A 13,695-nucleotide genomic window follows, 5' to 3' on the forward strand; every position below is an offset into this window, starting at 1 on the left:
AAAAGAGGACTGAATGGCGAGTAACAACGTAGCCCAATTTGCCACCGAACTGAAGATGCCTGCAGATTTGCTGCTGACGCAGCTGCGTTCTGCCGGCGTCGATAAAAGTTCGACGTCAGATCCATTGTCGAAAGATGATAAGGATAAGTTGTTGGATCACCTGCGCCGTACCCACGGCACGGCGACCGACACCGAGAAGAAGAAAATCACGCTGACGCGCAAGGAAACCACTGAGATCAAGCAGGCTGACGCCACTGGCAAGTCGCGCACGATCCAGGTAGAAGTGCGCAAGAAGCGCACGTTCGTGCAGCGCGACGATCCGGCGCCAGCGCCAGTGGCCGCGGCGCCCGTTGCACCAGTGATCGACGCGGCCGAAGTGGCCCGTCGCGAGGAAGAGGCACGCCGCCAGCAAGAGCTGATTGCGCGCCAGGAAGCCGACCTGCGTGAAAAGCAGGAGCGCCTCGCCAAGCTCGACGCCGAAAAAGAAGCCCAGGCCAAGCAGGCCGAGACCGACGCCAGGAAAGAAGCGGATGCTGAAGCGAAGCGCGCCGCCGCTGCTGCTGCCGCCGCCGCCGCTGGCGCCGATCAGGCTGCCGCCGACGAGTCGAAGAAAGCTGCTGCCGAAGAAGCCAAGAAAAAGGCTGCCGTTGCTGCGCAAGAAGCTGCGGCCCGTGCCGAAGCGAACGACCGCGCCCGCAAGGCCGTGGCCGACGAAGTGGCGCAGATCAAGGCCATGATGAATGCGCCGCGGCGCGCGATCAAGGCGCCTGAGCCAGTTCCTCCACCGGTGGCGGCATTGAAGCCGAAACCGCCGGAAGGCACCTTGCACAAGCCAGCCGACAAGAAGCCGGGCGACAAGCCGGGCGACAAGAAGCCGGTTACGGCGGACAAGAAGTCGATCAAGTCGGCCAATGTCTCGTCGACCTGGTCGGACGACGCGAAAAAACGCGGCGCGCCGGGCTCGATCAAGCCACGTGGCAACACCGGTTCGCCGGGTGGCCGCGACAGCTGGCGCGGTGGCGCCAAGGGCCGTCGTCCATCGCACAGCGATGACCGCGAAACCAATTTCCAGGCGCCGACCGAAGCGGTCATCAAGGACGTTCACGTTCCTGAGACCATCACGGTCGCCGAACTGGCACACAAGATGTCCGTGAAGGCATCGGAAGTGATCAAGCAGCTGATGAAGCTGGGCCAGATGTGCACCATTAACCAGGTGCTGGATCAGGAAACGGCGATGATTCTGGTGGAAGAGATGGGCCACAAGGCATTTGCGGCTGAACTCGACGATCCGGAAGCACTGCTGGCCGACCAGGGCGAACACGCCCACTTCGAAGCCGTCTCGCGCGCACCGGTGGTCACCGTCATGGGTCACGTCGACCATGGCAAGACCTCGCTGCTCGATTACATTCGCCGTGCCAAAGTGGCGTCGGGCGAAGCGGGCGGGATCACGCAGCACATCGGCGCATACCACGTCGAAACGCCGCGCGGCATCATCACCTTCCTCGACACCCCGGGTCACGAAGCGTTTACCGCCATGCGTGCCCGTGGCGCCAAGGCAACCGACATCGTCATTCTGGTGGTTGCCGCCGACGATGGCGTGATGCCGCAGACGAAGGAAGCAATTGCTCACGCAAAAGCTGCCGGCGTACCGCTGGTCGTGGCGATCAACAAGATCGACAAGCCGGGTGCGAATCTGGACCGCGTCAAGCAGGAACTGGTTGCTGAACAAGTCGTGCCGGAAGAATACGGTGGCGAATCGCCATTCGTGCCGGTGTCGGCCAAGACCGGCGAAGGCATCGATGCGCTGCTGGAACAGGTTCTGCTGCAAGCCGAAGTGCTGGAACTCAAAGCCCCGGTCGACGCGCCAGCGCGCGGCCTGGTGGTCGAGGGACGTCTGGACAAGGGCCGTGGTCCTGTCGCGACGATCCTGGTGCAGTCCGGTACCCTGCGTCGCGGCGACGTGATCCTGGCTGGTTCCTCGTATGGCCGCGTGCGCGCCATGCTGGATGAGAACGGCAAGGCGATCAGCGAAGCTGGTCCGTCGATCCCGGTCGAAATCCAGGGTCTGACCGAAGTGCCGGTTGCCGGTGAAGAAGTCATGGTCATGGCCGACGAGCGTAAAGCGCGTGAAATTGGTCTGTTCCGTCAAGGTAAGTTCCGCGACGTCAAACTGGCCAAGCAGCAAGCGGCGAAACTGGAAAACATGTTCGACAACATGGGCGAAGGCGAAGTCAAGAATCTGCCGGTCATCGTCAAGACCGACGTGCAGGGTTCGCAGGAAGCGCTGGTTGGCTCGCTGCAGAAACTGTCGACCTCCGAAGTGCGGGTACAGGTTGTCCACGCAGCGGTCGGCGGCATTACGGAATCGGACGTCAATCTGGCGGTGGCATCGAAAGCGGTCATCATCGGCTTTAACACCCGTGCTGACGCCCAGGCGCGCAAGCTGGCCGAGTCGAACGGCGTGGACATTCGCTACTACAACATCATTTACGATGCGATCGACGAGATCAAGGCGGCGTTGTCGGGCATGCTGGCACCGGAGAAGCGCGAGCACATCACCGGCCAGGTCGAGATTCGCCAGGTTATCCTGGTCTCGAAAGTGGGCGCGATTGCCGGTTGCCTGGTCACCGATGGCGTGGTCAAGCGTTCGTCCTCGGTTCGCCTGCTGCGCAACAACATCGTGGTGTGGACTGGCGAGATCGATTCGCTCAAGCGCTTCAAGGACGACGCGAAAGAAGTGCGCGCCGGTCTGGAGTGCGGCCTGTCGCTCAAGAACTACAACGATATCGAAGTCGGCGACGTCCTCGAAGTGTTCGAAGTTCAAGAGATCGCCCGTACGCTGTAATCGTTGGATGCACAACTGTGAGGCGCCCTGGAAACGGGGCGCCGAACCGGTGGCCGCCAGCTGACGCTATTGCGGCCACCGCCCCCCAAAACCGTCATTTCCGCCTGCGCGGGAATGACGGTTTTTAAGTTTGTGGTATTCGGCCCTGACGCCGGCTCCGGCGCTGCGCTTTTCCACCTTACAAAATCATAAAGAGTAGTATACGACCATGGCTAAACACAGCAAAACCATTCCCGCCCGCGGCTTGCGCGTGGCCGACCAGATCCAGCGCGACCTGGCCGAAATCGTCGCCTACGGTCTGAAAGACCCGCGCATCGGCATGATCACCATCACCGAAGTGCAGATCACGCCCGACTACGCCCACGCCAAGGTGTTCTTCACCATGTTCAAGGACGACAAGGAAACGATCAAGAACACGGTCGACGGCCTCGGCGCCGCTGCCGGCTTCATCCGCAACCAGCTGGGCAAGCGCCTGCATATCCACACCTTGCCGATGCTGCACTTCGTGCACGACACCTCGACCTCGCGCGGCATGGAAATGTCGCTGCTGATCGACCAGGCCAACGCGACCCGCGCGGCCGACGCCGAGCCGGACCCGGTCCCGGAAGACCAAGCCAAGCCGGACGCCGAATAAGCCAGCATGAAACAAGCCCATATCAAACGCGTGCGCGACCTGGTCGACGGCGTGCTGCTGCTCGACAAACCGGTCGGCCTGTCCTCCAACGACGCGCTGATCAAGGCCAAGCGCGTGCTCAACGCCAAGAAAGCCGGCCACACCGGCACGCTCGACCCGTTCGCCACGGGTTTGCTGCCGCTGTGTTTCGGTGAAGCGACCAAATTCTCGCAAGACTTGCTCGAAGCCGACAAGACCTACGAAACCACGGTCCACCTGGGCATCACCACCACCACCGGCGACACCGAAGGCGAAGCGATCGACATGCGCGATGTCGACGTCACCCTGGCCCAGATCGAAGCCGTGCTGCCGCAGTTCCGCGGCCCCATCATGCAAGTGCCGCCGATGTATTCGGCGCTCAAGCGCGACGGCAAGGCCTATTACGAGTACGCGCGCGAAGGCATCACCCTGGAGCGCGAAGCGCGCCCGGTCACCATCCTCAAGCTGGAACTGATTTCGTTCGAAACGCCGCTGCTGAAGTTAGCGGTTACTTGCAGCAAGGGCACGTATATCCGCGTGCTGGGCGAAGACATCGGCCACGCGCTCGGCTGCGGCGCCCACCTGATCCAGCTGCGCCGCACCCAGGTCGGCGCGCTGACCATCGATGGCATGGTGACGCTGGAAGCATTGCAGGCGCACGCCGAACCGCTTACCCTGCTGGCCCCGGTCGATGCCTTGCTGTCGAGTTTCCCGGCGGTGCAGCTGACCGAGGAACTGGCCAAGCGCTTCCTGCAAGGGCAGCGCCTGGCGCTCGGTAAGGAAGCGCTCACTTTGCCGGACAGCCTTGGCCGGGTGAGGGTGTATCACGACACCCGCCTGCTGGGCACGGCGAACTTGCAGGAATACGCGATCCTGGCGCCCGAGCGCCTGATCGCCGCTTCGCACGCCTAAATGCCGTTTACGCCATTTCACCTCGGTCCCGGTGCGGCCATGAAAGCCGTGGGCGGGCGCCATTTCAGCTTCATGGTGTTCGGCGGCGCGCAAGTGCTGATAGACATCGAGCCGCTGGTGGGCCTGATCCAGGGCGCCGACATCCTGCACGGTCCAACCCATACCCTGGCTGGCGCGCTGGCCATCGGCGCCGTTGCCGCGCTGACGGGCAAGCCGGTCAGCGAATTCGTGCTCAGGCTCCTGAAGATTCCTCATCAACGGATCAGCTGGCTGGCCTCGTGCACGGGAGCGTTTCTGGGCACGCTGTCGCACATCGTGCTCGACGCCATCATGCACAGCGATATGCGTCCGTGGCGGCCGCTGTCGAGCAGCAATGGCTTGCTCGACCTGGTGTCGGTGAACACATTGCACCTGGCGTGCCTGGTGCTGGCGGTGTTCGGGGGCACAGTGGCCGCCTGGCGGCTCTACAAGGCAAGCCGGCAGCGGCCGTGATGCCTCCGTCGCCCCCGGTTCATCACGTCACCAGTGATAGGTCAAGGCCGTGAACAAGACGGTATTGCTGCGGGTGTCCACCAGCGGGCTGTCGAGCGCACTACCCACCAGGCGCGAGGCGGTGATGCCGCTACCGAGCGCGTACTTGGTGCTCAGCCCCACATTCCAGCGCAGCGACAGGGAGATATCCTTGACCCCGGCCCCGGCCCGGTACGCCGGCTTGCCGCTGCGCGCTGCCTGCTCTGGCGAAATCCCGAAATACGACTGCATATAGCCGCGGTTGACCACGTTCATCCCCACGCCGGCGTTGAGCGTCTGGTGCGTCGTCAGGCGCATGCCGTAGCTGCCGCCGAGATTGAGGCGTACGCCGCGGTGGTCGTCGCCGCCCCCGTACATCACGCTGGAATGAAACGCGATATTGTGCGCCAGCTGGTAATAGGCGAACGCGCCCGCCTCGATCCCCAGGATGGACTTGTGTTGCCTGTCATCGGCCCGGCGCGAGCGCGAGCCATAGGAGAGCAGGGGACCGTACTTGAACATGGGATCTTCCGACAGCTGCATGCCGACTTCGCCCGGCCGGGCAAAGATGCCGTTGCTCCACTGCGCCGAGATGCTTGGGAGCACGACCGTTTTCATCCCGCTGCGGCCCTCGCTCACCGGCACCAGCGCGGCGATCAGGATCAGGTCGACATCGGTGGTTCCTTCCGGCATGCCGGTGGTCGGCGACTGCGCCGCCGCCGGCAGGCAGCAAGCGGCGAGGGTCGCGAACGTGGCGAAGGAGGCAAAGCTGGCGCAGGCGCGCGCCCGGGTTGGGAGGGTCATGGTTTCCTGTGGAAGTGCGTTGGTCAGATGTAGCCGAGTTCGAGGCCGCGCAGCACCGCGCGCACGCGGTCGCGCACGGCCAGTTTGGCAAGGATGTTCGATACGTGATTCTTGATGGTGCCTTCGCTCGGCCCGAGCGCGGCACCGATTTCGCTATTGTTCAAGCCGGCCGCCATCAGCGCCAGGATTTCCGTCTCGCGCGCGGTCAGGCGCGCGCCGCCCTCGGCCGGGATGCGCGTCCCGCCGGCCTGTTCGTAGGCGGCGCGGGTGCGTTCGGTCAGCCCCGGGCGGAACAGGGTGGCGCCGGCGGCGACGCTGCGGATGCCCTCGGCCAGGCGTTCGAGCGAGATATCCTTGAGCAAAAAGCCGCGCGCGCCGGCGCGCATGCCGTCGAACAGCGCCTCGTCATCGTCGAAGGTGGTCAGGAGGATGGTCGGCGGCAGCAAACCCTGCTGCCTGCGCAGCAGCTCGATGCCGGAACACAGCGGCATGCGCACGTCCAGCAGCAGCACCTGCGCTTGCGCCTGGGCGATCACGGCCACGGCCTCGTCGCCACTGGCCGCTTCGGCCACCACGCGGATGTCGTCGGTCAGGTCGAGCAGGCCGCGGATGCCGCTGCGCACCAGCATCTGGTCGTCCACCAGCACCACGCGGATCACGCTCCCGCTCCCGATGCCGGCAGGCGGATGCCGAGCGCGTAGCCCTGGCGCGGGCCGTTGGCGGCGTGCAGGCTGCCGCCCAGCTGGGCCAGGCGTTCGCGCATGCCGCGCAAGCCATTGCCTTCGGCCGCGCCGCCGCTGCCACGGCCATCGTCGGCGATGTCGAGCACCAGGTCGCCGCCGGCGTCGCGCCGCAAGGCCACCGTCATGCCGGCCGCGCCGGCGTGGCGGATGGCGTTGCTGACCGCTTCCTGCACCGCGCAAAACACCGCATGCGCGACCGCCGCCGAATCGATGCCGAGCCGCTCGCCGATGCACAGCTCGATGCGCGGCGCGGGAATGCCGGCGCACAGGGTTTCCAGCGCCAGGCGCATATCGATATCGCATCCGCCGCGTTCGCTGCTGACCAGCAGGCGCACGTCGGCCAGCAGGGTGGCGGCGAGGCTGCTGGCCGTGGCCAGCGAGGCCGGGGCCGCGTCGCCGGCCTGGCGCTTGGCCAGGTCCAGGTGCAGCTTGAGCGCGGTCAGGTGATGGCCGGCCATATCGTGCAGGTCGCGCGCCAGGCGCATGCGTTCGCTGGCGCGCACCGCTTCGCCCAGCAGGGCCTGGGTCGCCTGCAGTTCCGCGTGCGCGGCGGCCAACGCCAGGCGCGCGCGCCGTTCGCCCAGGGCCACGTGCACCACCGCCGTGACGATGGCCATGATCACCGCCTCGCCCGCCGCGACCATGCAAGCCATGATGAAGCGTTCGTCGGGCATGGGCAGGTCCGCGATCACCAGCAGGGTTGCGCCCGACGAGAACAGGGGCGCCGCCGCCAGCCAGCGCAGCGCGCTGCGCAGCGGCAGGGTGCCGAGCTGCGCGGTGAAGACATAGATCAGGCCCATGTCGCCGACCACCGCCAGCGCCAGTTGCAGCCCCAGCGCCGCCGGCGAGCGCAGCACGGCCGGCCAGGCCGGCCCGCTGGCGCGCAGCCAGGCCAGGGCGGCAAAGCCGACGGCGCAGCCGGTGCGCAGCAGGCGCAGCAGCAGGGCGGTCAATTCCTTGCGGTCGGTGCCGGCGCTGACCGCCGATGGCGGCGTGGTGAAGTGGTTGGCGACGATGCTGGCCATGCGGCCGGCCGCGCTACGGAGCCCGTCGAAGTCGACCTGATAGCTCCACAGCAGCGCGCAGCCCGGTCCCGTCACCAGCAGGCAGGCCAGCGGCCAGACGGCGCGGGGGAACAGTTTGTCGAATCGGGATGTCATCATGGCGCTTTGTGAGCGCCGGGAGCGCTTGCTGTCGAGGTGGCAATTCTACGTGAGGCCGCGTGGCGCGGGGCAGTGCCGGAAGTCATGCGGCGCCTCTATCTAGTGGCACATGGCGGCGCGGCCGCCCTGGACTAGAATGGCCCTCCCACTTTCTGTATTGCCGCCGATGAAAACGCTGACGAAATTATGCTTGCTTGCCGCCTGCCTGCCGACCGCCGTGCCGGCCGCCGATACTGTCGTTACCGATCCCGTCATGACGGTGGAGATCAACGCGCTGCGCGATCCGGAATGGATCGGCTACCGGCATGCCTACAAGGCGGCCGCCTTCTTCGCCCCGTTCGTGCGCACGCGGCCATTGATCCAGGCGCATCTGCAAGTGCGCAGCCGGCGCCCCGGACTGCCGCTCGACGGCCTGCGCCTGAGCGTGGCGGGCGCGCGCACCCGCTTCGAGGTGCCGGTCGACGCCATCGGACGGGCCGAGCTGCCGATGGAAAAGACGGCGTACGAAGACGACGCCGTCATCACCCTGAACCGGCAAAAGGGCCACTACTACTTCAGCGGCCGCTACAGCATCCGCGAGCGCGACGATGGCGTGTACGACGCGGGCCTGCTGCGCGACGCCTGCGAGCAATTGCTGGCGGCCCAGCGCGCCTCAGGCTACCGCATGCGCCTGCTGGGCAAGCAATGCGCCGGCATCAAGATCGTGTATCCGGCCGGTTCCATGCCCGAGGTGGCGCTGGAGGACGGCGCTTCGCCGCCGCGCATGCTCGCGCCAGCCGAGGCGCACCCGTTCGAGGATGGCTCGATGGGCCTGTACCAGGTGGTGACGGTGCGCTTTGCCGACTTGCCGGCCGGGGCCAGGGTGACGGCGGCCACGCGCCCGCTGGCGATCGGTACGCTGTACGAATAGCCGGGAAGGGCGCGCGGGCGCAGGCGGGCGTGTCATGCGGGCGACACAAATCGGCGTCAGACTTCACCAACGCAGTGCGTCACTGTGGTGAAAAAAGCAGCAAGCCATTGAAATTGCAGGGCTTTTCAAATTGGTGGTGCGCAATACACCGGTTTAGCATGCTATACTAGTCGGTTCCTGATTTAAGCAGCACCGTACACCTTCGTACACCACGTACATTTCCGTTCCTTACGACCATGTCAAATTCAAAACGCGCAATTCGTAACATCGCTATCATCGCCCACGTTGACCACGGCAAAACCACGCTCGTGGACAAGCTGCTGCGCCAATCCGGTACCTTCCGTGAAAACCAGGCAGTCGAAACCCGCGTAATGGATTCGAACGACCTCGAAAAAGAACGTGGCATTACGATTCTGTCGAAGAACTGCGCGGTTGAATACGAAGGCACCCACATCAACATCGTCGACACCCCAGGCCACGCCGACTTCGGCGGCGAAGTCGAGCGCGTGCTGTCGATGGTCGACTCGGTACTGCTGCTGGTCGATGCCCAAGAAGGCCCGATGCCACAAACCCGCTTCGTGACGCGTAAAGCGCTGGCGCTGGGTCTCAAGCCGATCGTCGTCGTCAACAAGATCGACCGTCCGGGCGCGCGCGCCGAATGGGCGATCAACCAGACGTTCGAACTGTTCGACAAACTGGGCGCCACCGACGAACAGCTCGACTTCCCGGTCGTGTTCGCATCGGCCCTGAACGGCTACGCCAGCCTCGACTCGGAAGTGCGCGAAGGCGACATGACCCCGCTGTTCGAAGCCATCCTCAAGCACGTTCCTGTGCGTGACGACAATCCTGACGGCCCGCTGCAGATGCAAGTGACCTCGCTCGATTACTCGTCGTACGTCGGCAAGATCGGCATTGGCCGTATCTCGCGCGGCCGCATCAAGTCGGGCCAGGACGTCATCGTCCTGAACGGTCCTGATTCGACCCCGATCAAGGGCCGCATCAACCAGGTTCTGAACTTCAAGGGCCTGGAGCGCGTGCTGGTTGACGAAGCGGTTGCCGGCGACATCGTGCTGATCAACGGTATCGACGAAATCGGCATCGGTTCGACCATCTGCCAGCCGGACACCCCGGATGCGCTGGAAATGCTGACCGTCGACGAGCCGACCCTGACCATGAACTTCATGGTCAACAACTCGCCACTGGCTGGCCGCGAAGGCAAGTTCGTCACCAGCCGCCAGCTGCGCGACCGTCTGGACCGCGAACTGAAAGCCAACGTTGCCCTGCGCGTAGCGCCGACCGACGACGACACGATTTTCGAAGTATCGGGCCGTGGTGAGCTGCACCTGACGATTCTGATCGAAAACATGCGTCGCGAAGGCTTCGAGCTGGCCGTATCGCGTCCACGCGTGGTGTTCAAAATGGTTGATGGCGTGCGCCACGAGCCGTTCGAGCAACTGTCGGTTGACGTTGAAGAAGCCAACCAGGGCGGCGTCATGGAAGAACTGGGCCGTCGTCGCGGCGACCTGCAGAACATGGAATCGGATGGCAAGGGCCGTGTTCGTCTCGAGTACAAGATTCCTGCGCGTGGCCTGATCGGCTTCCAGGGCGAATTCATGACCCTGACCCGCGGCACCGGCCTGATGAGCCACGTATTCGACGAATACGCACCGGTCGACAACTCGAAAGGCGAAATGGCTGGCCGTCGCAACGGCGTGCTGATCTCGCAGGACGACGGCGCAGCGGTTGCTTACGCGATCTGGAAACTGCAGGACCGCGGCCGCATGTTCGTGGTTCACAACGACCCGGTGTACGAAGGCATGATCATCGGCATTCACTCGCGCGACAACGATCTGGTCGTCAACCCGATCAAGGGCAAGCAGCTGACCAACGTGCGTTCGTCGGGTACCGATGAAGCGGTGCGCCTGGTACCGCCAATCCAGATGTCGCTCGAATACGCGGTGGAATTCATCGCCGACGACGAACTGGTTGAAATCACGCCTAAATCGATCCGTCTGCGCAAGCGCTACCTGAAAGAGCACGAGCGTAAAAAAGCGGGCCGCGATTCCGCGTAATTGACGCAGACGGAGTGCCTGGCATTCCGTAGCGACAACGCCTTCCCTCGGGCTTGCATCCACTTGATGCGGGTCTGACGGAAGGCGTTTTGCATTTCAGCACACCGGGGTCAGACCTCCGACTCGAAACATTTCCTAATCGGGGTCAGACCGTAATGCCGCTAACTTAAGCTCCGTCATTCCCGCGCAGGCGGGAATCCAAGTTCGTCGAGCCGCCTGTGACTGCGCTACGGAATTGGATTCCCGCCTGCGCGGGAAGTCATTTCTGCCAATGGCAGGAATGACGGTTTTGAAGTTTGTGGTCAGATAACGGCTTAACTTAACGACATTAGGGTCAGACCGCTGACTCGAAATATTGCAGAAAGAACACGCATGTCCTACCCGTATTTAAGCGATGTCATCAGGGACTTCACCGGCATCGACCTGCCGCTGCCGATTGCCACCTTCGGCCTGCTGGTTGCCTGCGCCATCATGGCCGGTGCCGAGTGTCTCAAACGCGAGCTGGCCCGGCTGTACGCGGCCGGCCGCATCGGTCCGGCACACAAGCGCGTCAAGGGTGACGATGGCGTGGTGAGCGAGGTGGTGGTGCCGCCGCAGGACATCGTCAACGATCTGGCGTTTGTCGTGGTGCTGGTGGGCGTGGTCGGCGCGCGCCTGTTCCACATCCTGGAGCATACCGATCAGTTCATGGCCGATCCGTGGAGCATGATTTTCAGCCGCTCCGGCCTCAGCGTGTTCGGCGGACTGATCCTCGGCACGGTGGCCGGGGTGATTTGCATCCGGCGCTGGAAGTTGCCGATCCGCCCGCTGCTCGACGCGGTGGCGCCGGCCATGATGCTCGGTTACGCGCTCGGCCGCGTCGGCTGCCAGGTTTCCGGCGACGGCGACTGGGGCACGGCGGCGAACATGGCGCTCAAACCCGACTGGCTGCCGACCTGGTTCTGGGCGCAAACCTACGACAACAATATTTTCGGCGAAGTGCTCGCGGCGCCGGGCGTGTATCCGACCTCGGTGTACGAAACGGTGATGGCGCTGGCCTGCTTCGCGCTGCTGTGGGCGCTGCGCAAGCACGCTTTCAGGAGCGGCTGGCTGTTTTCCGTCTACCTGATCCTGGCCGGCATCGAGCGCTTTTTGATCGAACAAATCCGGGTCAACCCCGTCATCGATGTCGGCGGCGTGCAGGCGAGCCAGGCAGAGATGATTGCCGTGGTGCTGGCGCTGGCCGGGCTGATCGGAATGGCGGTGCTGAGCCGCCGCGCGGCCCCGGCGCCGGTGCTGGCAACACCTTAGCCATGCCGGCTGTGGCCGGATTCGCCATGCAAAAACGCCACCGGGGTCCGACTCCGGTGGCGTTGCGGTCATGCGGACAGGCGACTTATTCGACTTTCACGTCGCCCCGGTACCAATCGTTTCCTACCTGCCTCAAATCCGGTGCCTGCGCCGAGCCCAAGGCGCCCGGTCCACTGCGGCTGTCGTCGATGTAGGAAACCTTGCCGATGTCAACGGTGTGGTCGCGATTATAGGTGGTGCTGTGGAGAACCATGGTGCCGTTCGCCCAATCGATGCTTTTGAGCGTACCCTGCTCGATGGTGGCATTGATGGACCCGCCAAAGTGGCCGTGGGCCATGAGATAGGTACCGATCGGCGTGTTTTCAAGTTGCTGTTTGATGCTGTCCGTGCTCATGTTCATGCTCTCCAGTTGGTTAACTTACCGGGCATATTCCTGCGCGGCAGAGCGTGCTCGCTCGCCTTGCACGGGTCTCTTCTCCTCCCTATATCGCCAGTCTGTTTCGGGATGGCCCCGGTAGCAATTCGGCCAGCATCGGACATGGCGACTCTGCGAATCCGCATGGGGCATTGATTTGCATTGCTGACAAGATTACTCGGAGGCTTAGACGTGGATAACTATCTTTTCTGATAGCTCACTGATGACGGCGCGGTAGGGGAGTCGGGGCTTGTAGAGGCAGAATGCAACACCGGGGTCAGACCTCCGAATCGGCATGTTTCGATTCGGAGCTCTGACCCCGGTTAGGAAATGTTGCGAATGAACGCTCTGGCGCCGGCGGGGTTTAGTGCAGGCCGAGCAGGGCCAGCACGCGCTCGCGGCTGATGCCGACCAGCGCCGAGGTCAGCGCCAGCAGCGATTCGTAGTTCGGCGTGCTGGCGGTGTCGGCGAAATCCTGCGCCATCACTTCGATCTCGGCCGCCGGCGGCTGGTCGACGGCGGCGCGGCTGGCCGCCGCACTGAGCGCCTGGCTGGCCGCATTCTGCGAGCGCTGCACCTGCGAGAGCGCTTGCACCACTTCATGCAAACTCTGGCGCAGGGCGTCGGTGTTGTCGGCGCCCCATTGCTGCGGCATGATGACGTCGGTATCGGCTTCCACAGCGACCCGTCCCACCCCTTGAATCGAGAGCGAATCGCGTACCATCGGCCAGGCCGACTCGGGCGTGCTGAACACCAGCGCGCCGCTGCCGTCGGCGCTCACGCGCATATTGGCCGGGGCCAGCGCGCGGTCGAAGCGCACCACGATGTCCTCGCGCGTCATGGACGGGTCGATCGCCACCGTCAGCGGCTGGGTATTGCCGCCCACCGAGAACGACAGGGATTGGCCGGCACCGGCGGTGAGCATGTCGAGGTTCAGCCCCTTGATGCGGAAGCGCTGGCTGGCCGGTTGCGGGCTGCTGAAGTTCAGGCGCGCGTCGACGCTGCCGCCGCTCGCCTGGCGCCGCTTGTCCATGGTCGCGCCGAGCTGGCGCAGATGGGCTTCGATGGCGCCGCTGTCGCCGCGGCGCGAGCTCAGTTTGGCGCTCAGTTCGCCCTTGAGCGCCTGCAGCTGGCCGGCCACCTGTTCCAGGAAATCGAGCGCCTGCTGGGCGCTGGCGACGTCGCCCTGCAGCTGATGGTCGACCCTGGCCAGGCCGCGCCGCAGCGGGGCGGCCGCGCCCGGCGCCGGCTGGGCCGGGGTCAGTTGCGGCGGACGCGCGTGCGTGGCGCCCGGGGCCGCCTCGCTGCGCACGCCGGTGCCGTTGGCGCCGGCCGGGCCGCTGGTACTGCCGGTGGTGGGGCGGATCGCTTCCATGGCG

At 64.5% G+C, this 13,695-nt stretch carries 12 protein-coding genes; 7 read left to right on the plus strand and 5 right to left on the minus strand.

What is annotated here, in order from left to right:
• Window positions 1-13 precede the first annotated feature (13 nt).
• From infB to CR152_RS08930, 4 genes are all read left to right on the plus strand, one after another.
• Complete coding sequence (gene infB, locus CR152_RS08915) at window positions 14-2,845, plus strand: translation initiation factor IF-2 (protein WP_099874598.1); 2,832 nt, start codon at window positions 14-16, stop codon at window positions 2,843-2,845.
• A gap of 208 nt (window positions 2,846-3,053) precedes the next feature.
• Window positions 3,054-3,479 (plus strand): 30S ribosome-binding factor RbfA, encoded by a 426-nt coding sequence (gene rbfA / locus CR152_RS08920; protein WP_099874599.1) that lies wholly within the window; start codon window positions 3,054-3,056, stop codon window positions 3,477-3,479.
• Window positions 3,480-3,485: 6 nt separating this feature from the next.
• The gene (gene truB / locus CR152_RS08925; RefSeq protein ID WP_099874600.1) at window positions 3,486-4,409 is read left to right on the plus strand and encodes a tRNA pseudouridine(55) synthase TruB; all 924 of its coding nucleotides are present in this window, start codon (window positions 3,486-3,488) and stop codon (window positions 4,407-4,409) included.
• A 39-nt stretch (window positions 4,410-4,448) separates the two neighbouring features.
• Window positions 4,449-4,901: a metal-dependent hydrolase gene (locus tag CR152_RS08930; protein WP_208640097.1), complete on the plus strand. Its 453-nt coding sequence runs from the start codon at window positions 4,449-4,451 to the stop codon at window positions 4,899-4,901.
• 27 nt (window positions 4,902-4,928) lie between these two features.
• On the opposite strand, the gene CR152_RS08935 is transcribed toward CR152_RS08930, so the two are convergent.
• Genes CR152_RS08935 through CR152_RS08945 form a run of 3 tightly spaced genes read right to left on the minus strand, consistent with a single transcriptional unit; the run spans window position 4,929 to window position 7,629 of the window.
• Complete coding sequence (locus CR152_RS08935) at window positions 4,929-5,723, minus strand: MipA/OmpV family protein (RefSeq protein WP_099874602.1); 795 nt, start codon at window positions 5,721-5,723, stop codon at window positions 4,929-4,931.
• 23 nt (window positions 5,724-5,746) lie between these two features.
• Window positions 5,747-6,382 carry a response regulator gene (locus CR152_RS33585; RefSeq protein WP_167399875.1) on the minus strand — a complete coding sequence of 212 codons (636 nt, stop codon included), beginning with the start codon at window positions 6,380-6,382 and terminating at the stop codon, window positions 5,747-5,749.
• Entirely contained in the window at window positions 6,379-7,629 is a 1,251-nt protein-coding gene (locus tag CR152_RS08945) for a sensor histidine kinase (RefSeq protein ID WP_099874604.1), read from the minus strand. Before CR152_RS08945 ends, CR152_RS33585 begins: the two co-directional genes overlap by 4 nt.
• Before the next feature lie 190 nt (window positions 7,630-7,819).
• On the opposite strand from CR152_RS08945, the gene CR152_RS08950 reads away from it, so the two are divergent.
• The 3 genes from CR152_RS08950 to CR152_RS08960 all read left to right on the plus strand — a co-directional run bounded on the left by CR152_RS08950 (window position 7,820) and on the right by CR152_RS08960 (window position 11,901).
• Window positions 7,820-8,539, plus strand: a complete 720-nt coding sequence (locus tag CR152_RS08950; protein ID WP_157778396.1) for a hypothetical protein — start codon at window positions 7,820-7,822, stop codon at window positions 8,537-8,539.
• Window positions 8,540-8,775: 236 nt separating this feature from the next.
• Window positions 8,776-10,611, plus strand: coding sequence for a translational GTPase TypA (gene typA / locus CR152_RS08955; RefSeq protein WP_099874606.1), 1,836 nt, complete (start codon window positions 8,776-8,778; stop codon window positions 10,609-10,611).
• 372 nt (window positions 10,612-10,983) lie between these two features.
• Window positions 10,984-11,901: a prolipoprotein diacylglyceryl transferase gene (locus CR152_RS08960; RefSeq protein ID WP_099874607.1), complete on the plus strand. Its 918-nt coding sequence runs from the start codon at window positions 10,984-10,986 to the stop codon at window positions 11,899-11,901.
• Between the two features lie 85 nt (window positions 11,902-11,986).
• Here the strand turns inward: CR152_RS08960 and CR152_RS08965 are convergent, their stop codons facing one another.
• A complete protein-coding gene (locus tag CR152_RS08965; RefSeq protein ID WP_099874608.1) occupies window positions 11,987-12,301 on the minus strand; it encodes a hypothetical protein in 315 nt (104 codons plus the stop codon).
• Window positions 12,302-12,680: 379 nt separating this feature from the next.
• A complete protein-coding gene (locus tag CR152_RS08970) occupies window positions 12,681-13,691 on the minus strand; it encodes a hypothetical protein (protein ID WP_099874609.1) in 1,011 nt (336 codons plus the stop codon).
• Between the last annotated feature and the right edge of the window lie 4 nt (window positions 13,692-13,695).

This window comes from Massilia violaceinigra, assembly GCF_002752675.1.
Lineage (GTDB): Bacteria > Pseudomonadota > Gammaproteobacteria > Burkholderiales > Burkholderiaceae_D > Telluria_A > Telluria_A violaceinigra.

Coding starts and splice junctions, on each gene's coding strand:
- infB (WP_099874598.1), top strand. CDS start 14: ATGGCGAGTAACAACGTAGCCCAATTTGCCACCGAACTGAAGATGCCT.
- rbfA (WP_099874599.1), top strand. CDS start 3,054: ATGGCTAAACACAGCAAAACCATTCCCGCCCGCGGCTTGCGCGTGGCC.
- truB (WP_099874600.1), top strand. CDS start 3,486: ATGAAACAAGCCCATATCAAACGCGTGCGCGACCTGGTCGACGGCGTG.
- CR152_RS08930 (WP_208640097.1), top strand. CDS start 4,449: ATGAAAGCCGTGGGCGGGCGCCATTTCAGCTTCATGGTGTTCGGCGGC.
- CR152_RS08935 (WP_099874602.1), bottom strand. CDS start 5,723: ATGACCCTCCCAACCCGGGCGCGCGCCTGCGCCAGCTTTGCCTCCTTC.
- CR152_RS08945 (WP_099874604.1), bottom strand. CDS start 7,629: ATGATGACATCCCGATTCGACAAACTGTTCCCCCGCGCCGTCTGGCCG.
- typA (WP_099874606.1), top strand. CDS start 8,776: ATGTCAAATTCAAAACGCGCAATTCGTAACATCGCTATCATCGCCCAC.
- CR152_RS08960 (WP_099874607.1), top strand. CDS start 10,984: ATGTCCTACCCGTATTTAAGCGATGTCATCAGGGACTTCACCGGCATC.
- CR152_RS08965 (WP_099874608.1), bottom strand. CDS start 12,301: ATGAACATGAGCACGGACAGCATCAAACAGCAACTTGAAAACACGCCG.
- CR152_RS08970 (WP_099874609.1), bottom strand. CDS start 13,691: ATGGAAGCGATCCGCCCCACCACCGGCAGTACCAGCGGCCCGGCCGGC.